The sequence below is a fragment of the Sphingobium fontiphilum genome (assembly GCF_014196635.1).
GTDB classification, from domain to species: Bacteria; Pseudomonadota; Alphaproteobacteria; order Sphingomonadales; family Sphingomonadaceae; genus Sphingobium; species Sphingobium fontiphilum.
Window position 1 is genome coordinate 289,462 of record NZ_JACIEB010000003.1, and the last position, 23,333, is coordinate 312,794.

Sequence of the window (23,333 nt, forward strand, 5' to 3'; positions counted from 1 at the left end):
CGCGCTTATCTGAGCTGCCGCTTTTCCAGTTTCCGGGCCAATGTGCGACGGTGCATCCCCAGACGGCGGGCGGCTTCCGAAATGTTGAAATCGCATTCGGCGAGCGTTGAATGGATATATTCCCATTCCACCGTCTTGATCGAGCTTTTGCGGCTGTCGAGCGGCACATTGGGGTCGCCCCGGTCGCGGCCGAAGGCTTCCTCGATGTCGTCGCTATTGGCGGGCTTGGCGAGATAATGGGCGGCGCCCAGCTTGATCGCCTCGACCGCCGTCGCGATACTGGCGAAGCCGGTGAGCACCACGATCTTCATCGCCGGATCATGGGCATGGAGCATCTGGACGCAGGTGAGGCCCGACGCCTTGCCCAGTTTCAGGTCGACGACCGCATAATCGAAGCCCGTCTGCTGCAACAGCATCGCCAGTTCTTCGGGGCTGGCGGCATGGCGCACGGCATAGTCGCGTCGCTCGAACGACCGCTGGAGCGTGCGGGCGAAGGCGGGATCATCCTCGACAATGACGAGGGTGGGACGGGCTTCATTCATCGGCGTCGCTTTCCATCATAGGCGAGCGCGCGCATGGGGATGACCAGGCGAACGAGCGCCCCGCCCTCCAGCGGATTGCCCACCTCCACCCGGCCACCCAGTTTGCGCACGACATTGACCACCAGGAAGAGGCCCAGGCCACCGCCCGCCCGGCCCTTAGTGGAATGATAGGGGCGGCCGAAGGTTTCGAGCATGTCGGGCGAAAAGCCGGGGCCGCGATCGGTAAAGTCGAGGATGAGGTCGCCCTCCGCCACCCGCGCCACCATGCCGACGAAGCCGGGCGACACTTCCAGCCCGTTGTCGATGATGTTGCCGATCACCTGGCGCAGGGCGGGGTCGGACACGATGGGCCGGTCCTGTTCGATGAGGTTGGTCATATAGACCGCGCCGCCGCTGCGGTCGGACCATTCGCCCGCGATTGCGCCCAGAAAGCTGTTGAGATTGGTGACGGATGGATTTTCGCCCCGCGCCTCCCCCGCCGACAGCAATATGCCCGACAGGATGGCCTTGCACCGTTGCAATTCGGTCTGCATTTCATCGAGTTCGCCCGACAGGTCGCGATTGCCCGCAATGGCCGGGTGCGACCGCCAGTCGCCCAGGATGACCGACATCGTGGCCATGGGCGTGCCCAGTTCATGCGCGGCGCCCGACGCCAGCAGGCCCATGCGCACGATATGATGTTCCTCCGCCGCCTGTTGCCGCAGGGCGGCGAGCGCGGCGTCGCTGCTGCGCCGGTTGCGGTCGATGCGGATGACGAAGAAGACCAGCAGCGCCGCGATCAGCAGGAAACAGATGAGGCTGCCCCACAGATAGATGCGCATCGGCTGGCCCGCATGGTGCGGCGGCAGGCCGAGCGGTTCATAGGCGAAGGAGAGAAAGGCGACGGCCAGCGCGGCGACGGCGGCGACGATCCAGCTCCAGCTGGGCGGCAGCAGGACGGCGCCGATCACGATCTGAAGCAGGAACAGAAAGGTGAAGGGATTGGTCGTGCCGCCGCTGAAATAAAGCTGCCAGCCGAGCGCCAGCACGTCGAGCATCAGCGCGCCGAGCAATTCCATATAGGAATAGCCCTCCCGCTCGCGCCCCATGACCATGGTCGACAGGTTGATGAAGGCGAGCAGCACGGGCGCCGCGACCAGTTGCGGCAGGGGCAGCTCGACGCCCAGCCAGTGGTCCGCGATCCAGATGGTCAGCAACTGGCCGATCACCGCCGTCCAGCGCAATTGCACCAGCAACGCCATGTTGCGGGCGCTGGCGAGCGGATAGGACATCTGGGCGAGGGACGCTCTCATGGTCCCTTGCGCCATAGCACAACCATGGCCCCGACCGACAGCAGAGCAAGGGCAAACCAGGTCAGCGCATAGACGAGGTGGTTATTGGCGAAACGGATGACGGTGAGGCCGGGGACGGGGGCGTTCGCGCTGCGGGGGCTTTCTTCGCGGGCGTCGACGAAGAAGCCGTGCTGCGCCCTGACGCGGCCCTGCGCGGCGATGGCGGCGATGTCGCGGGAATACCAGCGCCCCTCCGCAGGCCGATTGGCGCGCAGCCATGCGCCGCCCGGTTCGGACAGGCGCAGCAGGCCGGTGACGCTGACCGGTCCGGTGGGCAGGGCGCGGCGCGCTTCATCCGCCTTCGATCCCACCGGCAGGAAGCCGCGATTGACATAGACGAGGCGACCGTCCGCCAGCCGCAGGGGGGCGAGCACCCAGTAACCGCTGCCCAGATCGGACGCGCCGGCGACCAGAGCGAGCCCGGCGGGATCGTAGACGCCCCGCAGTTGGACGGCGCGATATTCCAACGCCCTTGCGCTGGCCGGCGGAATGGCGGCGGCGTCGACCGGCGGCGCCTTCGTCCCCGCGTCGACCCGCGCGATCAGCGCCTCTTTCCAGGCCAGGCGGCGCACCTGCCACACGCCCAGCGCGACGAAGCCCAGAGCCAGCGCGAACAGCAGGATGATCGGCCCGAACCGACGCCCCCCGGCCGGAGGGGCGGGGGTCAAGGAACGGCGTCCATCTGATGCGATGTCGGCATCATATTGTGGTTGAGGTGGTACATGACCCACAGCGATCCCGTCAGCACGATCACCACCAGAATGATGGTGAACATCAGCGCCAGCAGGTTCCAGCCGCCCTCCGATTTCGCGTTCATGTGCAGGAAGAAGATCATGTGCACCACGATCTGCACCGCCGCGAACCCGGCGATGACCAGCGCGGTGACGTTCTTGTCGGCGATCGGCCCGGCCATCACCAGCCAGAAGGGGATGGCCGTCAGGACGACCGACAGGATGAAGCCCAGAACATAGTCGCGCATCGACCCATGGGCTTCATCATGGACGTCGTGGCCATGGCTTTCGTGCGCGGCGCTCATCGCAGCATCCCCATCAGATAGACAAAGGTGAAGACGCCGATCCACACGACGTCGAGGAAGTGCCAGAACAGGCTGAGGCACATCAGCCGGCGGCGATTGGCGGGAATAAGGCCCCGCTGCCCCACCTGCACCACCAGCACGAACAGCCAGACGAGGCCGAAAGTGACGTGCAGGCCGTGGGTGCCGACCAGGGTGAAGAAGGCCGACAGGAAGGCGCTGCGCTGGGGCGTGGCGCCTTCGTGGATCATGTGGGCGAACTCATAGAGCTCGATCGACAGGAAGGCCGCGCCGAACAGCGCCGTCACCAGCAGCCAGCCCTGAACCTGCGCCTTCGCGCCGCGCTGCATCGCCAGCATGGCGAAGCCATAGGTGATGGAGGAGAAGAGCAGCATCGAGGTGTTGAGCGCCACCAGCGGCAGGTCGAACAGATCCTTCGGTCCCGGCCCCGCCGCCAGATTGCCGCCCAGAACGCCAAAGGCGGCGAACAGCATGGCGAAGATCAGGCAATCGCTCATCAGGTAGATCCAGAAGCCCAGCATGGTGCTGCCGCCTTCGGGATGGTCATGTTCGTGAAGGTCGTAGAAGCGCCCGGTCAGGGTCGCCGCGCTGTTGGCCTCGCTCATGCGGCGGCTCCCTGAAGGCTGGCAAGCTGGCGCGTGCGCGCCGATTCGGTTTCCTCGACGGTTTCGACCGGGATGTGGAAATCGCGGCGGTAGTTGAACGTGTGGGCGATGGCGGCGACGAGCAGCGCGGCGAAGCTGGCCAGGGCGAGCCACCATATGTGCCAGATCAGCGCGAAGCCGCAGACCGTGGCGATGCCCGCCAGGATGATCCCCGCGCCGGTGTTGCGCGGCATGTGGATCGGGCAGAAGCCGTCGACCGGCCGGGGGACGCCCATCCGCTTCATGTCGGCCCAGGCGTCGAGATCGTGGACGACCGGCGTGAAGGCGAAATTATAGGCGGGCGGCGGCGAGCTGGTCGACCATTCGAGGGTGCGGCCATTCCAGGGATCGCCGCTTTCGTCGCGCAACTTGTCGCGGTTGATGATCGACACCGCATATTGGATCAGCATGGCGGCGATGCCGATGGCGATCAGGCCCGCGCCGATGGCGGCGATGACGAACCAGATTTGCAGGGACGGATCGTCGAACACGCGCATCCGGCGGGTGACGCCCATCAGGCCCATGACATAGAGCGGGGTGAAGGCCAGCCAGAAGCCGACGACCCAGCACCAGAAGCTGACCTTGCCCCAGAACGGCTCCAGACGGAAACCGAAGGCCTTGGGCCACCAGTAGTTGATCGCCGCGAACACGCCGAACACCACGCCGCCGATGATGACGTTATGGAAATGGGCGATCAGGAACAGCGAATTGTGCAGCACGAAATCGGCCGGGGGCACCGCCAGCAGCACGCCGGTCATGCCGCCGATGACGAAGGTCAGCATGAAGGCGACCGTCCACATCATCGGCAGGTCGAACCGGATGCGCGCCCGGTACATGGTGAACAGCCAGTTGAAAAGCTTGGCCCCCGTCGGGATCGAAATCACCATGGTGGTGATGCCGAAAAAGCTGTTGACGCTGGCGCCCGACCCCATGGTGAAGAAATGGTGCAGCCACACGACATAGGACAGGATGGTGATGACCACCGTCGCATAGACCATCGACGTATAGCCAAAGAGCCGCTTGCCGCAGAAGGTGGAGGTGACTTCGGAAAAGACGCCGAACACCGGCAGCACCAGGATGTAGACTTCCGGATGGCCCCAGATCCAGATCAGGTTCACATACATCATCGGCGAACCGCCGAAGTCGTTGGTGAAGAAATTGGTGCCGATATAGCGGTCGGCAGTCAGCAGCGCGAGCACGGCGGTCAGCACCGGAAAGGAGGCGACGATCAGCACGTTGGTGCACAGCGACGTCCAGGTGAAGACCGGCATCTTCATCAGGTTCATGCCCGGCGCGCGCATCTTCACGATGGTCGCGATCAGGTTGATGCCCGATAATGTCGTGCCCACGCCCGCTATCTGGAGCGCCCAGATATAGTAATCGACGCCGACGCTGGGGCTGTAGGCGATGCCCGACAGCGGCGGATAGGCGAGCCAGCCGGTCTGGGCGAATTCGCCGATGAACAGCGACGCCATGACCAGCGCGGCGCCCGACGCCGTCATCCAGAAGCTGAAATTGTTGAGGAAGGGAAAGCTGACGTCGCGCGCGCCGATCTGAAGCGGGACGACATAGTTCATCAGGCCGGTGACGAAGGGCATCGCCACGAAGAAGATCATGATCACGCCATGGGCGGTGAAAATCTGGTCATAATGGTGGGCGTTGAGATAGCCTTCCGACCCGTTGAACGCCATCGCCTGTTGCAGGCGCATCATTACCGCATCGGCAAAGCCGCGCAGGAACATGATGAGGCCGAGCACCATGTACATGATGCCGATCTTCTTGTGGTCCACGCTGGTGAACCATTCCTTCCACAAATAGCCCCAGAGCCTGAAATAAGTGAGCGCGCCGACCAGCGCGACGCCGCCCAGCATCACCGCGACAAAGGTCGCGACGACAATGGGTTCATGCAGCGGCAGCGAATCGAGCGTCAGGCGGCCGAACAGGAACGACCAGCTTTGGTCAGGGGAGGTCATGGGGCTATCGTCCGCAAATCAGGAGAGGGGAGACTTCGCCGCGCGGTCAAGGGCCGCAGGAGCGAGGCTGAGAGTATCGGTGGGGCGCGACTGGGCGGGCCGGGCGATGCCCGCGCCGCGCAGCGGCGACACGCTGGCGGGGGCCCGCCATTCCTGCGACAGGGCGGCGGTGGGGCTGTTGTCGGCGCACATCGCCTTCACCCATTTTTCGGCGGCCAGCAATGCGCCCGGCGCGACATTGGCCACATGTTCGCGGCCGAACTTGTCATAGGTGAGCGCGGCGGTGTTGAACCCGCCCGCCTTGCCCGTGCCGCCGCGCGCGTCGAGCGCCATCATCTGGCTCATGCACATCTTGCCGGGGCGCACGCACAGGTTGACGACCGCGTCGAACAGGTCGGGGGCGACGGCGGCATAATGGCGCACGGCTTCCTGCTCGCTGGGCTTTTCAAGCTCCAGATAGGCGGCGCGATCGAGCAGGCCGCTTTCAGCCCTGACGCCGGCGGCCCACTGGTCGAAACCCTGCGCCGACAAGCCCCTCATCGCGAAGCGCATGTGCGAGAAGCCGGCGCCGCTATAATTGGCGGAGAAGCCCGCATAGAGGCCTTCGCGGTTGAGGACGGCGTGCAGCTTCGTTTCCATGCCCGGCATGGCGTAGATCTGTCCCGCGAGCGCGGGCGCGTAAAAGCTGTTCATCACCGAGGAGGAGGTGATGCGGAACTTGATCGGCCGGTCGGTCGGCAGCACCAGTTCGTTGACGGTCGCGATCTTCTGCTCCGGATAGATGAACAGCCATTTCCAGTCGAGCGCGACGACATTCACCTCCAGCGGCTTTACCGTCGCCGACACAGCCTTGCCCGCGTCGATGCGGCCGATGGTGCGATAGGGATCGAGCAAATGGGTGCCCGCCCAGGTGACCGCGCCCAGCGCGATGATGATGAGCAGCGGGGCCGACCAGATCACCAGTTCCAACTGGGTCGAATGGTGCCAGTCGGGTTCGTAGCGCGCGTCCTGATTGGCGGCGCGATAATGCCAGGCGAACCAGATGGTCAGCGCCATGACGGGCACGATGATGAGCAGCATCAGCACTGTGGCGACGATCACCAGATCGGCCTGTTGCCGGGCGACATCGCCGGCCGGGTTCATCACCACCCAGTCGCAGCCGCCCAGCAGCGCCAGCGGGGAAAGGGCCAGGGCAGAGCGCAGCGCGCGCGCCGGATTCGAAAGGATCGCTACCATGCGTGCCGGTTAGAAGCGGCCGTTCGCAGTTGCGATAGGACATTTTGTCCAATCCCTTTGATCTACATCAAGGACAATAGGGCGATGCGTTGAACGTCCCCACAGCGGGGGCGACCCATATTGATTCCCGCGCAGGGACCGGAGAAGCACAACCCATGTCCGCCGCCGCCATCGACGCCCCCGAACTGGCTCATGACCATGGCCCGGTTTCGCCCGGCGAAATCGCCATCGGCGTCATCATTGGCCGCACGTCGGAATTTTTCGACTTCTTCGTCTATGCCATCGCGTCTGTGCTGGTCTTCCCCGGTTTCTTCTTTCCCTTTGTCGATCCGCTGACGGGCACGCTCTGGTCCTTCGCCATTTTCGCGCTGGCCTTCATCGCGCGGCCGGTCGGCTCCATCCTGTTCATGGCGATCGACCGCGCCTATGGCCGGGGCTTCAAGCTGACCGCCGCTCTGTTCCTGCTGGGCGGATCGACCGCCGCCATCGCCTTCCTGCCCGGTTACGAGACGCTGGGCATGGGCGCGATCTGGCTTCTGGCGCTGTTCCGCATGGGCCAGGGCGTCGCGCTGGGCGGCACATGGGATGGGCTTGCATCGCTGCTGGCGCTGAACGCCCCGCCCGAAAAGCGCGGCTGGTATGCGATGATCCCGCAACTGGGCGCGCCGCTCGGCCTGATCGTGGCGAGCCTGCTCTTCGCCTATTTCACCGCCATCCTGCCGGGCGCGGACTTTCTGGAATGGGGCTGGCGCTTTCCCTTCTTCGTCGCCTTCGCGATCAACGTCGTCGCGCTGTTCGCGCGGCTGCGCATCGTGGTGACGCCGGAGTTCCAGCATCTGTTCGAAACCCGCGACCTTCAGCCCGAACGCGCGCTGGTGACGCTGAGCACCGAATGGCGGACCATCGTCATCGGCGCCTTTGCCCCGCTGGCGAGCTTTGCCCTGTTTCACATGGTGACGGTGTTCCCATTGTCCTGGGTGTTCCTGTTCACCACCGAGGCGCCGACCACTTTCCTGCTGATCGAGGCGGCGGCCGCAGCGTTGGGCGTCATCGCCATCGTGGTTTCGGGCAAGCTCGCCGACCGGATCGGGCGGCGGCGCCTGCTCGGCTATACCGCCGCCGCCATCGCCGCGTTCAGCGGTTTCGCGCCGCAGCTCCTCGACCTGGGCGAAGGCGGCGAAATCGCCTTCATGGGTCTGGGCTTCATCCTGCTGGGCCTCGCCTTCGGCCAGTCGTCGGGCGCGGTGTCGGCCAATTTCGCCACCCGCCACCGCTATACCGGATCGGCGTTGACCAGCGATCTCGCCTGGCTGTTCGGCGCGGGCTTCGCGCCGCTGGTCGCGCTGTGGCTATCGGCCCATTATGGCCTGCTGGCGTCGGGCGCTTACCTGTTGTCGGGCGCGGTGGCGACGCTGGTGGCGCTGTGGCTGAACAGCGAACTGGGCAAGGCGCGCTGAACGGGCGTCAGCGCCGCCAGCGCGCCCAGATGGCGGTGGGCAGCAACAGGCCGCGCGATTCCTCCCGCACGACGAGCTCGCCCGCCTCGACCGTGCCGGGCAGGTCGGCGAACGCCTGTTTCAGCAATTCGCCGATGGCCAGCGCCGACATGCGCACGGCATAGACGGTCAGGAACAGGAAACGGCTGTCGGCGTCGAGCAACTGGCGGCAGTTGGCGATGAGGCCGGGCAGATCCTCCTCCAGCCGCCAGACCTCGCCATCGGGGCCACGGCCATATTTGGGCGGATCGAGCAAGATGCCGTCATAACGGCGGCCGCGCCGCACTTCACGCGCGACGAATTTGGCGGCGTCGTCGACGATCCAGCGGACGGGGCGGTCGTCCAGTCCGGATAGGGTCGCGTTGGCGCGGGCCTGCGCCACCGATTTCTTCGACGCGTCGACATGGACCATGCGCGCGCCGCCGGCCGCCATGGCGAGCGTGCCGACGCCGGTGTAGCCGAAGAGGTTCATCACGTCGGCTTCCGCCTTGTCGGCGGTGCGTTCGCGCATCCACTCCCACACCGGCACCATGTCGGGGAAGAAGCCGAGATGGCGAAAGGGGGTGCAGCTCGACTGGAAGGTCACCTCGTTCCAGGAAAGCGGCCAGCCTTCGGCCGGAACGGGACGCTCATAATACCAGCGGCCGCCGCCATCCTCATCCGATCCGGGGATGAATTCGCCGTCGGCGCGCCAGTCGCCGGTCGCAGGCGCCCACATCGCCTGCGGTTCGGGACGGATGAAGCGGAAGCGGCCATAGCGTTCGAGCTTGCGGCCATGGCCCGAATCGATGAGGCCATAATCGGCCCAGGGTTCGCCGATGAGGGTCTTGAGTTCCACTTTTCAACAACCTCCGTTCGCCCTGAGTAGCCGCTGAGCGAAGTCGAAGCGGCATATCGAAGGGTGAGTAGCGCGCTTATGCTTCGATACGGGCCTTCGACAAGCTCAGTCCCTACTCAGCACGAACGGTAAAATATATGCCGATCAGCTGCGCGGGGTCGCGCGTTCGGCGACATAGGCGGTCACCGCCTCGAACGTCGCGGGCAGCTTCGCAAAGGATTCCTCCCGCGCGAACAGGTCGCCCACGCGCGCGGGCAGCGGCGGGCGGGTGCCGGTGGCGCGTTCCACCGCGTCGCGGAACTTGGCGGCATGGGCGGTGGCGAGGGTAACCACCGGAATGGCGGGGTCCAGCGCCAGATCGCGCGCGGCGGCGAGGCCGATGGCGCTGTGCGGGTCAATCACCTGCCCGGCGGCGTCATAAGCCCAGCGCATCGCCATGGTCATGCTGTCAGGGTCGATCCGGGCGGAGGTGAAGATGTGCGCCGCGCCTTCGCGCTGGGCGTTGGTCAGGCGCATCGCCTTGCTCGCCTCGAAACCGCGCATCTGTTCCGCCAGCGCCAGTCCGTCGCGGCCGCCCGCGTCGAACAGCAGCCGTTCGAAATTGGAGCTGACCTGAATGTCCATGCTGGGCGTCGCGGTCGGCACCACCTGCCCCTGGCTGTAATCGCCCTGGGAAAGGGCGCGGTGGAGGATATCGTTGACATTGGTCGCGACCACCAGCTTCGCCACCGGCAGACCCATTTGCGCGGCGACATAGCCCGCGAACACGTCGCCGAAATTGCCGGTCGGGACCGAGAAGGCGACCGGCCGTTCGGGCGCGCCCAGACGCACGGCGGCGTAGAAATAATAGACGACCTGCGCCATCAGCCGCGCCCAGTTGATGCTGTTGACCGCCGACAGGTTGAAGCGGGCGGAAAAATCCGGGTCGTTGAACATGCGCTTCACCAGCGCCTGCGCATCGTCGAAGCTGCCGTCGATGGCGATGTTGTAGACATTGGGCGCCAGCACCGTCGTCATCTGCCGCCGCTGCACATCGGACACGCGGCCATCGGGGTGGAGCATGAAAATGTCGATCTTCTCCCGCCCCGCGACCGCGTCGATCGCCGCCGATCCGGTGTCGCCCGACGTCGCGCCGACGATGGTGAGATGATCGTCGCGGCGCGACAGGAAGCGTTCGAACAACTGCCCCAGCAATTGCAGGGCGACATCCTTGAACGCCAGCGTCGGGCCGTGGAACAGCTCCAGCAGCCAGTGGCGATGGTCGAGCTGCACCAGCGGGGTCACCGCATCATGGCTGAACCGGCCATAGGCGGCGGCGCACAGGTCGCGCAGTTCGTCTTCGCTGAGCGACCCGGCGACGAAGGGCGCCATGACGCGCACCGCCGTTTCGACATAGGACAGGCCAGCCAGAGCGCGGATCATGTCGGGCGAAAATTGCGGCCATTGGCTGGGCAGATAAAGGCCGCCGTCCGACGCCAGCCCCGCCAGCGTGACATCTTCGAAACCGAGCGCGGGCGCGCTGCCCCTGGTGCTGATATAGTCCATAGTGGGAAAGCGCGGTAACGCCGCAACGGCGCGGGAGCAAGCCAATACGCGCGGTTCAGCCTCGCGCGCGGCGGCGAAGCGCCAGAATATAGATGGTGGCGGCGATCCCGGCGAACAGGAACCATTGGACCGCATAGGCCAGGTGGTTGTTGGGCACGTCGGCCGCGCCGGGCGGGGCGACGGGTTTGAGGCCCGCGGGCGCGGCGCGCGCGACCAGCATGGGGCGCAGCGGCGGGGCCTTACCAAAGAGGCGGGTGATGAGCGCGCGATGATCGGGCTCTTCCGACAGCCATCCTTCGACGCGGCCTCCCGCCCAGTTCACGCGCTCATCGGGGCGCTGGCCGACGCCCAGCGCAATGAGCGCGCCCGGCCCCTCCGCCCCGGTCGCGCATTGGGCGATATGGCGGTAACCGACAGCGCCGTCAGCCGCGCGGCCCGCCACCACCTGCCACCCGACCACGCGCAGGCAGACGACCGAGGACGGGCGGAACAATATTTCGGGCGGCACCGGCGGCCATTTGGGGAAGGCGACGGGCGGTCGGCCGGGGTTGGCGGCGGCCATGGCGATGGCGGCGTTCTTCTCGGCGCGCCGGTCAAGCTGCCAGAAGCCGAGGCCGATCATCACCGCCATCAGCGCGGCGACGATGAGCGTGGGAATGACGGGCAGTCGCGGCATATTCAATCGCGGGGTTCGGCGATGCGGCCTTCGCGCGCCTTGTTGCGATATTCGAGGATCAGGAGCGCGCCCTTGGCGACGCGCAGGCTGCCGACGACGGCGGCGACGGTCACCGGGGTCCAGATCAGCATGTGCAGCCAGAGCGGCGGATGCGCCCTGAACTCCAGCACCAGCGCGAGGATGACGATGATCGTGCCGACGATCAGCGTCAGAAAGGCGGCCGGGCCATCCCCGACGTTGAACTGGCTGTAATCGAGGCCGCAGGCCCGGCAGCGCGCGGCGAAGCGCACCGGGCCGTCGAACAGGGTGGGCGCGCTGCAAGCGGGGCACTGGCCGCGCGCCGACGCGGCGAGCAGGGCGCCAAGCGGCGGGCGGGCGGAAGGTGACGGCTGATCCATGCCCTCCCCCATAGCCCGCGCCCGACCAAAAGAAAACGGCCGGAGCATCGCTGCCCCGGCCGCTTTGTCGGAATGGAGGGAGGATCAGCCGCCGTGAACCGGTGCGCCCCAGCCGCCCCAGACATAGATGGCGACGAACAGGAACAGCCAGACGACGTCAACGAAATGCCAGTACCAGGCCGCCGCTTCGAAACCGAAATGCTGGCGGGGGGTGAAGTGCCCCTTATAGGCGCGGACGAGATTGACGATCAGGAAGATCGTGCCGACCAGAACGTGGAAGCCGTGGAAGCCGGTCGCCATGTAGAAAGCCGAGCTGTAGGGCGATCCGCCGAAGGGAAACGGCGCATGGGCATATTCATAGGCCTGGATGCAGGAGAAGATCGCGCCCAGGATGATGGTGCACCACAGGCCCTTGATGAGGCCGTCGCGGTCGCCGTGGATCAGCGCGTGGTGCGCCCAGGTGACGGTGGTGCCCGAGCAGAGCAGGATCAGCGTGTTGAGCAGCGGCAGTTCGAACGCGCTCATCACCTCGATCCCCTTGGACGGGAACAGGCCGTCGATCGGCGGCAGAGCCGAGGGGAAGAGCGAGAAGTCGAAAAAGGCCCAGAACCAGCCGACGAAGAACATCACTTCGGACGCGATGAACAGGATCATGCCGTAGCGCAGGTGAAGCTGAACCACCGGCGTATGGTCGCCGGCATGGGCTTCCGATATGACATTGCCCCACCAGCTATACATGGTGAAGAGAACGCCCGCGAGGCCGATCAGAAACACCCAGCCGCCGGCCGGGCCGAACGCGTCAGGATGCATCCACATCACGCCGCCAAAGGCCATGACGAGCGCCGACATCGCGCCGAAGAGCGGCCAGATGCTGGGCGGAAGAATATGATAATCGTGGTTCTTGGCGCCGGCCATGGTGGTTTTCCCTGTCCCTCGGTTCGGTTTTTCGACTTTTGCCTTAGCTCGCCTTCCCATCCTGCTCAACAGGATAGAAGGTGTAGCTGAGCGTAATTTGCTGCGTATCCTTGTTATCGGGATCGTCGATGATTTTCGGATCGACATAATAGAGGACGGGCATCCGCACCTCCTGCCCCGGCTGCAAGGTCTGCTGGGTGAAGCAGAAACACTGAATCTTGGTGAAATAGGCGCCCGCCTGGGTCGGCGTGACGTTGAAGCTGGCCGTGCCCGACACCGGCTTGTCCGACATGTTCTTCGCGATGAAGATCGCCATCGACCTGGCGCCGACGGTCACCGTCTGGGTCGGCTGTTCCGGGTGGAATTGCCAGGGCATACCCGGCTGCACGTTGGAATCGAAACGGATCGACATGCTGTGGCCGGTCGCTTCGCGCACCTGGACGTCGGCGGCGGCGCGCTGGGTGGTGCCGCCGAAACCGGTCTGTTCGCAGAAGATGCGGTAGAGCGGCACCGACGCGAAGCCGAGCGCGAGCATGGCGAGGCCGACGACGAACATCGCCGCCATCGTCCGGCGGTTGCGGCGATCCCGGTCGAAGGGCGAAGGGGGCAAAGTCGCCATCATATCGCGTGGCTCGCGCCGATCTTCGCCAGGGTGATGGCGAAGAACAGGATCACCAGCGCGCCCAGCAGCAGGCCGGTGACGATGGAGCGCGATTTCTGGCGCGCGCGGATCTGTTCCAGTTCCTCCGGCGTCATGCGAACACCCAGCGGTCGACGACGACCGCGCCGAAGAGAAGGAAGAGATAGAGAATGGAATATTTGAACAGCCGCCTTTCGGGCTGCATCAGCGCGGGATCGCTTTCGCGCCGACGATAGACCTGAAAGGCGAAGACGGCGAACAACGCAGTGCCCAGCAGCGCCGCCGTGCCATAGATCGGCCCGGTCAGGCGCAGCAGCACCGGCGCCATCGCCGCGACCGCCATGATCGCGGTGTAGAACCAGATCTGGCGGCGGGTGGCGACTTCGCCCGACACGACCGGCAGCATGGGGATGCCCGCAGCGGCGTAATCGGTCTTCACGAACAGGGCGAGCGCCCAGAAATGCGGCGGCGTCCAGAAGAAGATGAGGCAGAAGAGCGCGATGGGCAGCGCGGTTATGTCGCCCGTCACCGCCGCCCAGCCGATGACCGGGGGGAAGGCCCCCGCCGCGCCGCCGATGACGATATTCTGCGCCGTCCGGGGCTTCAGCCAGATGGTGTAGACGATGACATAGAACAGGATCGAGACGGCCAGCACGGCGGCGGCGACCCAGTTGGTCGCCATGCCCATCAGGATGACCGAAAAAACGCCGAGGCCAACGCCGAAATGCAGCGCCGACTGGCGATCCATGCGCTTGTCGGGCAAGGGTCGCCGGGCGGTGCGCTTCATCAGCGCGTCGATGTCGGCTTCATACCATTGGTTGAGCGCGGCCGCAGCGCCCGCGCCCACGGCGATGCACAGGATCGCGGTGAAGGCCAGCACCGGGTGAATATGGCCCGGCGCCGCCAGCAGGCCGCACAGGCCGGTGAACACGACCAGCGACATCACGCGCGGCTTCGTCAGCGCGACGAAATCCCGCCAGTGGGCGGGCATGGTGGCGTGGTTCATGGTCACGGTCGTCATATCATTCCATCCGAAAGACAGGCGGGGGCGAGCCGACAGCCCGCCCCCGATCATCGTTCGTCAGCGCGGATCAGTGATGCGGGGCATCCTCGATCACGGGCAGGGTTTCGAACTGGTGGAAGGGCGGCGGGCTGGACAGGGTCCATTCCAGCGTGGTCGCGCCTTCGCCCCACGGGTTGCCGGCCGCCTTCCTGCCCGCAGCGAGCGACCAGAAGACGTTGATGAAGAAGATCACCATGCCGACAGCCATGATTTCATAGCCGAGGCTGGCGACGCCGTTCCACTTGGCGAAGGCTTCCGGATAATCGGGGTAGCGACGCGGCATGCCCGACAGGCCCAGGAAGTGCATCGGGAAGAACAGCAGGTTCACGCCGACGAAGAACACCCAGAAGTGGAGCTGGCCGAGGAACTCGTTGTACATCCTGCCCGACATTTTCGGGAACCAGTAGTAGAAACCGGCGAACAGCGAGAACACAGCGCCGAGGCTGAGCACATAATGGAAGTGGGCGACGACATAATAGGTGTCGTGCAGCACGTCGTCGACGCCGCCATTGGCGAGCACGACGCCGGTCACGCCGCCGACCGTAAACATGAAGATGAAGCCCAGCGCCCAGACCATCGGGGTCTTGAACGACATGGAGCCGCCCCACATGGTCGCGATCCACGAGAAGATCTTGATGCCGGTGGGCACCGCGATGACCATCGTCGCGGCGGTGAAATACATCTTCACGTTCACCGACATGCCGGTGGTGAACATGTGGTGCGCCCACACGACGAAGCCGACAACGCCGATCGCGACCATGGCGTAGGCCATGCCGAGATAGCCGAAGACGGGCTTGCGGCTGAAGGTCGACACGATCTGGCTGACGATGCCGAAGCCCGGCAGGATCATGATATACACTTCGGGATGGCCGAAGAACCAGAACAGATGCTGGTAGAGTTCCGGATCGCCGCCGCCGGCCGCATCATAGAAGGTCGTGCCGAAATTGCGGTCCGTCAGCAGCATGGTGATCGCGGCGGCCAGAACGGGCAGCGCGAGCAGCAGCAGGAAGGCGGTGACCAGCACCGACCAGACGAACAGCGGCATTTTGTGCAGGGTCATGCCCGGCGCGCGCATGTTGAAGATGGTGGTGATGAAGTTGACCGCGCCCAGGATGGAGCCGGCGCCCGCGATGTGCAGCGACAGGATGGCCATGTCGACCGCCGGACCCGCCGAACCGCTGGTCGACAGCGGCGCATAGACGGTCCAGCCGGTGCCCGCGCCATAGCCGGTGCCGCCGGGCACGAAGGCCGAGCCGAGCAGCAGCAGGAAGGCGGGGATGAGCAGCCAGAAGCTGATATTGTTCATGCGCGGGAAGGCCATGTCGGGCGCGCCGATCATGATCGGCACGAACCAGTTGCCAAAGCCGCCGATGATGGCGGGCATGACCATGAAAAACACCATGATGAGGCCGTGCGCGGTGATGAGCGCGTTCCACAGGTGATAGGCCTGGTCGAGCGAGGCCGGTTCGGCGCCCATCAGCGAATGCTGGATATTGGCCCAGCCCTGAAGATACTGGATGCCGGGCTGCGCCAGTTCGACGCGCATCAGGCCCGAAATCGCGCCGCCGACGACGCCGGCGAAGATCGCGAAGATGAGGTAAAGGGTGCCGATATCCTTGTGGTTGGTCGACATGAACCAACGCTGGAAGAAGGCGGGCTTGTGATCGGCGTCGTGATCATGGGCATGATCATGCGCGTGATCGGCGGTAATGGTGGTCATGGTTTCCCTGCCCCTACATCAAAGCTTGGCGGAGGCGGCGCCCTGCGGCGCGGCCTGGGCGGTCTTGGCGGGCGCCTTGGCGGCATCGGCCGTGGCGGCGGGCGCCGCAGTTGCGGCTGGCGCCGCTCCGGGCAGCTTGCCGCCCTGCGAAAGCACCCACTGGTCGAACTGGGCCGGGGGCAGCGCCTCGATCGCGATCGGCATGAAGCCGTGGCGCGCGCCGCACAGTTCCGAACACTGGCCGTAATAGACGCCCGGCTTCTCGATGGTGAAGCTCTTTTCATTCAGGCGGCCCGGCACGGCGTCCATCTTCACCCACAGCGAGGGGATGGCGAAGCTGTGGATCACGTCGGCGCCGGTGATGATCAGCTTGATCGGGCGACCGGCGGGCAGGACGAGGCGGTTGTCGACGGCCAGAAGGTTCGGCTCGCCATTTTCCAGCGCCTTTTCGGGGGGCAGCAGGTTCGAGACGAATTCGGGAATGCCCGCGTCCGGATATTCATAGCCCCAATACCATTGGTAACCCGTGACCTTGACGGTCAGCGCATCCTTGGGCGCGGGCTTGTACTGATCGGCGAGCAGGCCGATGGAGGGCACCGCGATCACCAGCAGGATCAGCACCGGAACGACGGTCCAGAGCACTTCGATCAGCGTGTTGTGCGCGGTCTTCGAAGGATTGGGGTTGGCGGCCCGGCGGAAGCGGATCATCACGAAGATCATCAGCAGCAGCACGAAGATCGAGATGATGGTGATGATCGGCAGCAGCAGCACGTCGTGCAGCCAGCGGGCGGTGTGGCCGGTGGGGCTGAACTGTTCCTGCAGCGTGATTTCGCCCGGGCTGGGCATGCCGACGCCTTCGGTCGGCTTCATGCGCGGCGGGGCGGCGACGGTCGCGGCCTTTGCATCCGGCGCGGCTTCTGCGGCATTGGCCGCTTCTTCGGCGGCGGGGGCCGCGGCGTTGGCCGATTCGACCGGCGCGGCGGCGGCGGCGTTATCCTGCGCCAGCGCCATGTTGTTCATCGCCATGGCTGGCGCGAAGGCCAGCAACCCGGCGAGAACGAGCGATTTCACCTTCATCATAAGCGTCTCGATACCCCGTATCCCCTAGGCGCCTCCTCGGGCGAAAGGGCGCGCTTCATGCGTCATTTCCCCCACCCGGTCGGACTGCCGCGGCTTATAGGCACAGATTTTGACAGGCCTCAAGCCATTGTGGAGCAGATTTTCTTCCCGGTTGCAACGATCCGCGCCCCCGCCTATTCCGCTGCCCGCGCACGGATGCGCCACAACAGGAAGCAATGGGCATGACCGACGAGGAAGTATTGGCGGAATTCAGGGCGGCCGGCGCGCTGCTGGAGGGGCATTTCATCCTTTCTTCCGGCCGGCGGAGCGCCAATTATCTGCAATGCGCGCGCGTGCTGATGAATCCGGAGCGCGCGGCGCGGCTGGCGCTGGCGACGGTGCAGAAAATGCCCCGCGAACTGCGGCAGGAGATTGACGTCGTCGTTTCGCCCGCCATGGGCGGCATCATCATCGGCCATGAAATCGGCCGCGCGCTGGGCAAGGACGCGCTGTTCCTGGAGCGGCCGGAGGGCGTTTTCGAACTGCGCCGGGGCTTTGCATTGCAGCCGGGGCAGAAGGTGCTGATGGTCGAGGACGTGGTGACGACCGGCCTGTCGTCGCGCCAGGCGATCGAAGCGGTGGCGGCGGCGGGCGGCGAAGTGATCGCGGAGGCCGCGCTGGTCGACCGGTCGGCGGGCGAAGTCGAGCTGGGCGTGCCCTTCTATCCGCTCGTCAGCATCAATTTCCCCGTCTATGATGCCGACAACCTGCCCCCCGCCCTGGCCGCCCTGGAACCGGAAAAGCCGGGTAGTCGTAAAAATTGAAGCAATGCAAGAATTGAGGCCATGATGCCGCCGATCCCGCTGCGCCTGGGCGTGAATATCGACCATGTGGCGACCATCCGCAACGCGCGCGGGGGCGCCCATCCCGATCCCGTCAAGGCCGCGTTGCTGGCGGTGAAGGCGGGCGCGGACGGCATCACCGCCCATCTGCGCGAGGATCGCCGGCATATTCGCGACGAGGATATCGCGACGCTGATGGCGGCGCTCAATGTGCCGCTCAACCTGGAGATGGCGGCGACCGGCGAGATGCTGGAGATCGCGCTGCGCCACCGGCCCCATGCCGCCTGCATCGTGCCCGAACGGCGCGAGGAGCGCACGACCGAAGGGGGCCTCGACGCCGCCGGGCAGATCGAGGCGCTCGGCCCCATCGTCGCGGCGCTGAACGAAAGCGGCGTTCGCGTCAGCCTGTTCATCGAGCCCGATCCGGCGCAGATCGAGGCGGCGATCCGCCTGAAAGCGCCCGTGGTCGAGTTCCACACCGGCCGTTACGCCCATGTGAGCGGCGCGGCGCGGGCGGAGGAGTTGCGCCGCATCGCCGACGCCGCCGCGCTGGCGGCCAAGAACGGGATCGAGCCCCATGCGGGCCATGGCCTGACCTATGACAATGTCGGGCCGGTCGCGGCGATTCCGCAGGTCGCCGAGCTGAACATCGGCCATTTCCTGATCGGCGAGGCGATTTTCGACGGGCTGGAGGGCGCGGTCCGCGAAATGCGGCGGCAGATGGACCTGGCGCGGTGAGCTTTGCTGAACATCCTCCCCTGCAAGGGGAGGGGGACCGCCAGCGAGGCTGGCGGTGGTGGGGTATCCCGCTATCGGGAGGGCGACACCCCTCCGTCGCCCCTTCGGGCCGCCACCTCCCCTTTCAGGGGAGGATGGTCCTTTGATCATCGGCCTGGGGTCCGACCTGTGCAATATCGAGCGGATCCAGCATTCGCTCGACCGGTTCGGGGATCGTTTCGTGCAGCGCGTGTTTACCGAGGTCGAGCAGGCCAAGGCGGCGCGGCGGCCGCTGACCCGCGCGGGGACGCTGGCGAAAAGATTTGCGGCCAAGGAGGCCTTTTCCAAGGCGGTGGGCACGGGGTTCAGGGCCGGGGTGTTCATGCGCGACATCGGCGTCGTCAACGCGCCGTCGGGCGCGCCGACGCTGGCGCTCACCGGCGGGGCGAAGGCGCGGCTGGACGCGATGACGCCGGCGGGCCATGAAGCCGTCATTCACCTGACCCTGACCGACGATCATCCCTGGGCGCAGGCCTTTGTCGTGATCGAAGCCGTCATCATCGAAGCGCGACCTTTATGACAGCAGACCATCCCGACGACGCCGCACCCGACAGCGTTGACAGCCCGGCCGAAAAGGCCCCGGCCGTCAACTGGTGGCATGAGGCGAAAAGCATCGCGCTGCTGATCCTGGCGGTGCTGGCCTTCCACAGCTTTGTCGCCAAGCCTTTCTACATCCCGTCGGAATCGATGATGCCGGTGCTGCTGAAGGGCGACCGGCTGGTGGTGAGCAAATTCCCCTATGGCTGGTCCTATGTCTCGCCCAGTTTCCATCCCCTGCCCTTCATCAAGGGGCGGGTTTTCGGGCGGTTGCCGCAGCGGGGCGACATCGTCATCGCGTCGCCCGCCAACCGGCGCGAGGATTATATCAAGCGCGTCATCGGCCTGCCCGGCGACATTATCGAGGTGCGCGGGGGGCAGGTGGTGCTGAACGGCGAGCCGATCCGGCAGAAGGCTTTGAAGCCCCTGCGCATCCCGGTCGACGCCAACAGCTCCTGCCCGCCGGAGCAGTTCCCCGGCGCGCTGGTGACCGACCGCAGCGGGCGGGAGTGGTGCGAACTGCCGGTGCGGCGGGAGATTTTGCCCAATGGCAAAACCTATCTGACCATCGACGTGGGGCCGAGCGCGTTCGACTGGTATGGGCCGGTGCGGGTGCCCGCGAACCATGTGTTCCTGATGGGCGACAATCGCGACAACAGCGCCGACAGCCGCGCGCCGCTGGACGAAGGCGGGCTGGGCGGGCCGGTGCCGTGGGAGGCGATTGGCGGGCGGGCGGAGTTCCTGACCTTCTCGCTCGACGGGACGACGGGGTGGAACCCGGTGAGCTGGTGGCGCTCGCTGCGCGGCGGCCGCGCGGGCGACAGCCTGCGCCCGGCGAGTTACGAGGAATGAGGGCGCGTTTCGCGCTCTGAAAAAGGCACGGAAAAAGGCCGCCCGGACGGTCCGGGCGGCGCGGTAACCGGCGACCCGCCCCGCGGTGTCGGTGATCCGGCTTCAGTCTGTTCTCAGCCATCCAGCCAGGCTGGGATGATGTTTTACAGTCAGTGCATGACGGAACCGGCCCGCTGTCCCACGAGGGGGACGGGAACCAGGCTCCGGCCCGGCCAGATGGCCCTTATGGGTCCGTTGTCGCCATGCCCCCGGCATCGGCGCTCCCCCGTCACGGGAAGGCGGACAAGACAAAGTGTCGCGACGCGCAGCCCCGTGCGGCGATCAACCCGTGGAGCGTGGCGAAGGGGTTACACCGGGGGCGGGGGTGTAGGACAGGGAATTTTTTTTGGGGGGTGCGCAAATGGCCATTTTGCGCCAGTTCCGGTCATGGGAGGAGATACCTCGATTATTTAAAAGCGGACATCGGTTGGGCACCATCTGTACCGACCTCCAGCGCACTCCAAGAAGATTACAAGCAAGTCAACTTGAGTGATCAAAAATACATTTCTCAAGATTTCACTTCCGCTGCAAATTTGTCAAAATTCTCTTTCTGTAAATTGGCAATGGAAGCAATAATTCCGACAAATCCAGGTACAGTTTTTTCTACAGTTTCATTGGATATGCGGTTGCGAGAAAAAGCATTCTCCAAGTGGCTGCTCAAAGGTAATATTACATCTACGATCGGATACCAAAGTTCCTCCGCCTTATCAGGGCTAATATTTTTTGAAAAGTGAAGATCCGACTTATTGGCGATAGAGCGACCCAGTACCGTTTCCATGCACTGGGCTATTACGTGAACTAGTAAAAATGATGCGCCTTTTTTTGATAAGAATTCTAAAGCAGATTTCTCGACATTTGTCATAGATTCTAAATCTGATTTTTGCTTCTGAACAAGTTCAATTTTTCTTTTGTTGATTGCATCTAGTAGAGAATAGCAAAAAACAATATGCCGAGCAGTCGTTCTATCTGTAAATATCCTGCGGTAATTTTTTTCGTTGGTCCATAGTTCAGATTTCTTGTCATACGCTGTGACTGGATCACCGTGAAATGCTGCTAAAGATTGACCAACAGTGTAAGAAGGCAATGTAAATTTACTTCTCTTAATCGCATCGCTTGCGCCTCCGCGACGGCCCCCTTCATAATCTGCATCCGGGATCGAATCAAATTCGGTCCGCAGCCTATCTTGAATTGCATCAGTGCTTCTAAAATCAGCCGCTTGCAATTTGTTTTGCGAATTGTTGTATCTAACAACATTTTCAACCAGAACTTCTTTGGACGCTTTAACGAAGCGCATCGCCACTTGGAGCGATGGGTCCATGGTTTGAGAAATGCTTGAAAGTGAGCCGGTCGTCTGAGCACCATTGACAATTGATAAGCCTGTAATAGTCAATTTTTGTCCATTTCGCCCACGCTTGCCTATTTTGTAGTCAAGAACAAGGGCGGTGATTCCATTGTTATACACGTAAAAGTTACCGGGCTCTGCAAGAGCAGTGGTTTTAATCCCATTATTTATGTTGCTGTCGCTATCTCGCGATCCAAGGTATCCTCGGAGATTTGCAGAAAACAAGTCCGTCTTATATTTGTGATATAGTTGATTAAGCCATTCACCTTTTACCGTAGTCATTATTGATGACCACTCTGATCCCGCCACTTCAACCGCAGCCGGAATCATTGTTTCGATGACATCAGTAACAATTACGGTACGTTCAGCTTGATTGTACAGCCTCTCGAGCTCAATCCGACAAACTTCCTGAGCAAAAATGGCAATATCAGAACCATAATTATAAGTGTTAAGAGCAGAACGAGCAGACTGTTCGACAGCCTGCAACTCCTTAATGACATTTTCTGAACCAGGAAGGTTATGTACGTACCAAATGTAAAACTGTTTAACTTCACCAGCACTAATTGCGGAACGAAGTTCGTCGGCACGCCCCTTTAAACCGTCAGGAAGGATATCTAGTGGTTGCGTCAATAACCATGCTATAGCCGTATTTAAATCTGAAGCTTTATTTGAAGGAGCAGAATCCTTGTATGTTCTCGCTAGGTAACATTGCGCTAAAACGGCAATCTCGCGCTCTTTGTCGACATAAATGACATCGCATTTCTTATCGTCTCCGCCCCCGGTAATTGCCTCACTTACGATTGCCCGGATATCATCCAGACCAAACCGCAAGTTTAGTGCAAAAACGCCAATACTATCGTCCGAAAGTGCATAATTTGAGCGCATTACTTCGAATGCTGCTTCCCAACCTGCTGATGCGGCGCTGGTCATGTATCCCCCTCGTTTCCAGTTTGGGGGTGTTAAAGCCGAATTACGCACTAGGCGCAACACGAAGGGGAGGCGCGGAGACGTAGGCTTTTTGTCCGGTATCGGCAGCAGCTTTCTCTAAGCTGACATTCCAGTATCGGCCCTCGTCCCCTGCTCCCGACGGCACAAACCAATGATGCGCGCAAGCTCCCCACCGCCCCCCAAACAAAAAAAGGGGCCGACTGGCGGGCCCCTTTTTCGGTTTGCGGTGGTGGCGGGATCAGTTGGCGGGTTGCGGCGCGCCCTGTTGCATCTGTTGCTGCATCTGCATCAGTTCCGCGCGCGATTTGAATTCGTGCATGGTGACGTCGAACACCAGCACCGAACCGGCGGGGATCGGGCCGGCCTGCTGGTCGCCATAGCCGAGTTCCGGCGGGATCCACAGGCGGTATTTGCCGCCCTTCTTCATCTTTTGCAGCCCTTCGGAAAAGCCGGGGACGACGCCGTCGATGGGCATCGGAACCTGCGGATTTTCGTCGAACACGGTGCCGTCGAGCAGGCTGCCCTTGTAGCCGACCAGGGCGACGTCGCTCGACGTCGGGCTGGGGCCGGTGCCTTCCTCGATCACCTGATATTGCAGGCCGCTGGGCGTCGTGATGACGCCTTCTTCCTTCGCATGGGCGGCGAGGAAGGCGGCGGGCGACGCGGCGACGCCCTGCTGCCCGGCCCAAGCGAGGCCCCCGGCGCACGCGGCGATGGCGGCGACGCCGATCCACAGGCGGGTCAGCGACCCCTTGGCGATGGGACGAAGCGGAACAGCCGTTACGGACATGGCGAGGCGCCCTTATATGGTGCGGAGGAAATCAGTCAGGGACCGGGGCGCGCGCGGGGCCGCCCCGGACGGCCGT

24 protein-coding genes are annotated in these 23,333 nt (G+C 63.9%); 5 read left to right on the forward strand and 19 right to left on the reverse strand.

The genetic code is table 11. The features are described 5' to 3' along the window. Positions 1-5 precede the first annotated feature (5 nt). From GGR44_RS08485 to cyoA, 7 genes are read right to left on the reverse strand one after another with little or no spacing between them, the layout of a single operon-like run. Entirely contained in the window at positions 6-542 is a 537-nt protein-coding gene (locus GGR44_RS08485; RefSeq protein ID WP_183955130.1) for a response regulator transcription factor, read from the reverse strand. Beyond that, positions 539-1,834, reverse strand: a complete 1,296-nt coding sequence (locus GGR44_RS08490; RefSeq protein WP_246344422.1) for an ATP-binding protein — start codon at positions 1,832-1,834, stop codon at positions 539-541. Before GGR44_RS08490 ends, GGR44_RS08485 begins: the two co-directional genes overlap by 4 nt. Further along, a complete protein-coding gene (locus GGR44_RS08495; protein ID WP_246344425.1) occupies positions 1,831-2,541 on the reverse strand; it encodes an SURF1 family protein in 711 nt (236 codons plus the stop codon). The genes GGR44_RS08490 and GGR44_RS08495 overlap by 4 nt, the downstream gene beginning before the upstream one ends. After that, the gene (gene cyoD / locus GGR44_RS08500) at positions 2,538-2,909 is read right to left on the reverse strand and encodes a cytochrome o ubiquinol oxidase subunit IV (RefSeq protein ID WP_183955131.1); all 372 of its coding nucleotides are present in this window, start codon (positions 2,907-2,909) and stop codon (positions 2,538-2,540) included. The genes GGR44_RS08495 and cyoD overlap by 4 nt, the downstream gene beginning before the upstream one ends. Next, the gene (gene cyoC / locus GGR44_RS08505; protein WP_183955132.1) at positions 2,906-3,532 is read right to left on the reverse strand and encodes a cytochrome o ubiquinol oxidase subunit III; all 627 of its coding nucleotides are present in this window, start codon (positions 3,530-3,532) and stop codon (positions 2,906-2,908) included. Before cyoC ends, cyoD begins: the two co-directional genes overlap by 4 nt. Beyond that, complete coding sequence (cyoB, locus tag GGR44_RS08510; protein ID WP_183955133.1) at positions 3,529-5,544, reverse strand: cytochrome o ubiquinol oxidase subunit I; 2,016 nt, start codon at positions 5,542-5,544, stop codon at positions 3,529-3,531. The genes cyoC and cyoB overlap by 4 nt, the downstream gene beginning before the upstream one ends. 18 nt (positions 5,545-5,562) lie before the next feature. Next, positions 5,563-6,780 (reverse strand): ubiquinol oxidase subunit II, encoded by a 1,218-nt coding sequence (cyoA, locus tag GGR44_RS08515; protein WP_183955134.1) that lies wholly within the window; start codon positions 6,778-6,780, stop codon positions 5,563-5,565. A 155-nt stretch (positions 6,781-6,935) separates the two neighbouring features. On the opposite strand from cyoA, the gene GGR44_RS08520 reads away from it, so the two are divergent. Next, positions 6,936-8,237, forward strand: a complete 1,302-nt coding sequence (locus GGR44_RS08520) for an MFS transporter (protein ID WP_183955135.1) — start codon at positions 6,936-6,938, stop codon at positions 8,235-8,237. A gap of 7 nt (positions 8,238-8,244) precedes the next feature. Here the strand turns inward: GGR44_RS08520 and GGR44_RS08525 are convergent, their stop codons facing one another. The 10 genes from GGR44_RS08525 to coxB form a co-directional block, all read right to left on the reverse strand. Then, complete coding sequence (locus GGR44_RS08525; RefSeq protein WP_183955136.1) at positions 8,245-9,114, reverse strand: class I SAM-dependent methyltransferase; 870 nt, start codon at positions 9,112-9,114, stop codon at positions 8,245-8,247. Positions 9,115-9,258: 144 nt separating this feature from the next. After that, entirely contained in the window at positions 9,259-10,659 is a 1,401-nt protein-coding gene (gene thrC / locus GGR44_RS08530; protein WP_183955137.1) for a threonine synthase, read from the reverse strand. A 55-nt stretch (positions 10,660-10,714) separates the two neighbouring features. Further along, on the reverse strand, positions 10,715-11,335 hold the full coding sequence (locus GGR44_RS08535; RefSeq protein WP_183955138.1) for an SURF1 family cytochrome oxidase biogenesis protein: 621 nt from the start codon (positions 11,333-11,335) through the stop codon (positions 10,715-10,717). 2 nt (positions 11,336-11,337) lie between these two features. Further along, positions 11,338-11,733 (reverse strand): DUF983 domain-containing protein, encoded by a 396-nt coding sequence (locus tag GGR44_RS08540; RefSeq protein WP_183955139.1) that lies wholly within the window; start codon positions 11,731-11,733, stop codon positions 11,338-11,340. 84 nt (positions 11,734-11,817) lie between these two features. Beyond that, on the reverse strand, positions 11,818-12,648 hold the full coding sequence (locus tag GGR44_RS08545) for a cytochrome c oxidase subunit 3 (protein WP_183955140.1): 831 nt from the start codon (positions 12,646-12,648) through the stop codon (positions 11,818-11,820). 43 nt (positions 12,649-12,691) lie between these two features. Beyond that, positions 12,692-13,267: a cytochrome c oxidase assembly protein gene (locus GGR44_RS08550; RefSeq protein WP_183955279.1), complete on the reverse strand. Its 576-nt coding sequence runs from the start codon at positions 13,265-13,267 to the stop codon at positions 12,692-12,694. After that, complete coding sequence (locus tag GGR44_RS08555) at positions 13,267-13,404, reverse strand: hypothetical protein (protein ID WP_183955141.1); 138 nt, start codon at positions 13,402-13,404, stop codon at positions 13,267-13,269. Before GGR44_RS08555 ends, GGR44_RS08550 begins: the two co-directional genes overlap by 1 nt. Continuing rightward, a complete protein-coding gene (locus GGR44_RS08560; RefSeq protein WP_183955142.1) occupies positions 13,401-14,309 on the reverse strand; it encodes a heme o synthase in 909 nt (302 codons plus the stop codon). The genes GGR44_RS08555 and GGR44_RS08560 overlap by 4 nt, the downstream gene beginning before the upstream one ends. A 70-nt stretch (positions 14,310-14,379) precedes the next feature. Further along, complete coding sequence (gene ctaD, locus GGR44_RS08565) at positions 14,380-16,071, reverse strand: cytochrome c oxidase subunit I (RefSeq protein ID WP_183955143.1); 1,692 nt, start codon at positions 16,069-16,071, stop codon at positions 14,380-14,382. Positions 16,072-16,089: 18 nt separating this feature from the next. Further along, positions 16,090-17,151 carry a cytochrome c oxidase subunit II gene (gene coxB, locus GGR44_RS08570; RefSeq protein ID WP_183955144.1) on the reverse strand — a complete coding sequence of 354 codons (1,062 nt, stop codon included), beginning with the start codon at positions 17,149-17,151 and terminating at the stop codon, positions 16,090-16,092. Between the two features lie 221 nt (positions 17,152-17,372). Between coxB and pyrE the strand changes: the two genes are divergently transcribed. From pyrE to lepB, 4 genes are all read left to right on the forward strand, one after another. Further along, complete coding sequence (gene pyrE / locus GGR44_RS08575) at positions 17,373-17,954, forward strand: orotate phosphoribosyltransferase (protein ID WP_183955145.1); 582 nt, start codon at positions 17,373-17,375, stop codon at positions 17,952-17,954. A 24-nt stretch (positions 17,955-17,978) separates the two neighbouring features. Further along, positions 17,979-18,710 carry a pyridoxine 5'-phosphate synthase gene (locus tag GGR44_RS08580; RefSeq protein WP_183955280.1) on the forward strand — a complete coding sequence of 244 codons (732 nt, stop codon included), beginning with the start codon at positions 17,979-17,981 and terminating at the stop codon, positions 18,708-18,710. A gap of 142 nt (positions 18,711-18,852) precedes the next feature. Continuing rightward, positions 18,853-19,269 carry a holo-ACP synthase gene (gene acpS, locus GGR44_RS08585; protein WP_183955146.1) on the forward strand — a complete coding sequence of 139 codons (417 nt, stop codon included), beginning with the start codon at positions 18,853-18,855 and terminating at the stop codon, positions 19,267-19,269. Then, on the forward strand, positions 19,266-20,138 hold the full coding sequence (gene lepB, locus GGR44_RS08590; RefSeq protein WP_183955147.1) for a signal peptidase I: 873 nt from the start codon (positions 19,266-19,268) through the stop codon (positions 20,136-20,138). Before acpS ends, lepB begins: the two co-directional genes overlap by 4 nt. Before the next feature lie 547 nt (positions 20,139-20,685). Here the strand turns inward: lepB and GGR44_RS08595 are convergent. Together GGR44_RS08595 and GGR44_RS08600 are read right to left on the reverse strand one after the other, a co-directional pair. Beyond that, positions 20,686-22,449 (reverse strand): AIPR family protein, encoded by a 1,764-nt coding sequence (locus tag GGR44_RS08595; RefSeq protein WP_183955148.1) that lies wholly within the window; start codon positions 22,447-22,449, stop codon positions 20,686-20,688. A 256-nt stretch (positions 22,450-22,705) separates the two neighbouring features. After that, positions 22,706-23,257: an FKBP-type peptidyl-prolyl cis-trans isomerase gene (locus GGR44_RS08600; protein ID WP_183955149.1), complete on the reverse strand. Its 552-nt coding sequence runs from the start codon at positions 23,255-23,257 to the stop codon at positions 22,706-22,708. Positions 23,258-23,333: the final 76 nt, after the last annotated feature.

Bases quoted from the DNA above. Each gene is read 5' to 3' on its own strand.
- GGR44_RS08560 (WP_183955142.1), bottom strand. From the start codon at position 14,309: ATGACGACCGTGACCATGAACCACGCCACCATGCCCGCCCACTGGCGG.
- cyoD (WP_183955131.1), bottom strand. From the start codon at position 2,909: ATGAGCGCCGCGCACGAAAGCCATGGCCACGACGTCCATGATGAAGCC.
- ctaD (WP_183955143.1), bottom strand. From the start codon at position 16,071: ATGACCACCATTACCGCCGATCACGCGCATGATCATGCCCATGATCAC.
- GGR44_RS08595 (WP_183955148.1), bottom strand. From the start codon at position 22,449: ATGACCAGCGCCGCATCAGCAGGTTGGGAAGCAGCATTCGAAGTAATG.
- cyoB (WP_183955133.1), bottom strand. From the start codon at position 5,544: ATGACCTCCCCTGACCAAAGCTGGTCGTTCCTGTTCGGCCGCCTGACG.
- thrC (WP_183955137.1), bottom strand. From the start codon at position 10,659: ATGGACTATATCAGCACCAGGGGCAGCGCGCCCGCGCTCGGTTTCGAA.
- GGR44_RS08540 (WP_183955139.1), bottom strand. From the start codon at position 11,733: ATGGATCAGCCGTCACCTTCCGCCCGCCCGCCGCTTGGCGCCCTGCTC.
- GGR44_RS08545 (WP_183955140.1), bottom strand. From the start codon at position 12,648: ATGGCCGGCGCCAAGAACCACGATTATCATATTCTTCCGCCCAGCATC.
- GGR44_RS08600 (WP_183955149.1), bottom strand. From the start codon at position 23,257: ATGTCCGTAACGGCTGTTCCGCTTCGTCCCATCGCCAAGGGGTCGCTG.
- pyrE (WP_183955145.1), top strand. From the start codon at position 17,373: ATGACCGACGAGGAAGTATTGGCGGAATTCAGGGCGGCCGGCGCGCTG.
- cyoC (WP_183955132.1), bottom strand. From the start codon at position 3,532: ATGAGCGAGGCCAACAGCGCGGCGACCCTGACCGGGCGCTTCTACGAC.
- GGR44_RS08485 (WP_183955130.1), bottom strand. From the start codon at position 542: ATGAATGAAGCCCGTCCCACCCTCGTCATTGTCGAGGATGATCCCGCC.
- coxB (WP_183955144.1), bottom strand. From the start codon at position 17,151: ATGATGAAGGTGAAATCGCTCGTTCTCGCCGGGTTGCTGGCCTTCGCG.
- GGR44_RS08535 (WP_183955138.1), bottom strand. From the start codon at position 11,335: ATGCCGCGACTGCCCGTCATTCCCACGCTCATCGTCGCCGCGCTGATG.
- GGR44_RS08550 (WP_183955279.1), bottom strand. From the start codon at position 13,267: ATGGCGACTTTGCCCCCTTCGCCCTTCGACCGGGATCGCCGCAACCGC.
- GGR44_RS08490 (WP_246344422.1), bottom strand. From the start codon at position 1,834: ATGAGAGCGTCCCTCGCCCAGATGTCCTATCCGCTCGCCAGCGCCCGC.
- cyoA (WP_183955134.1), bottom strand. From the start codon at position 6,780: ATGGTAGCGATCCTTTCGAATCCGGCGCGCGCGCTGCGCTCTGCCCTG.
- lepB (WP_183955147.1), top strand. From the start codon at position 19,266: ATGACAGCAGACCATCCCGACGACGCCGCACCCGACAGCGTTGACAGC.
- GGR44_RS08555 (WP_183955141.1), bottom strand. From the start codon at position 13,404: ATGACGCCGGAGGAACTGGAACAGATCCGCGCGCGCCAGAAATCGCGC.
- GGR44_RS08520 (WP_183955135.1), top strand. From the start codon at position 6,936: ATGTCCGCCGCCGCCATCGACGCCCCCGAACTGGCTCATGACCATGGC.
- GGR44_RS08580 (WP_183955280.1), top strand. From the start codon at position 17,979: ATGCCGCCGATCCCGCTGCGCCTGGGCGTGAATATCGACCATGTGGCG.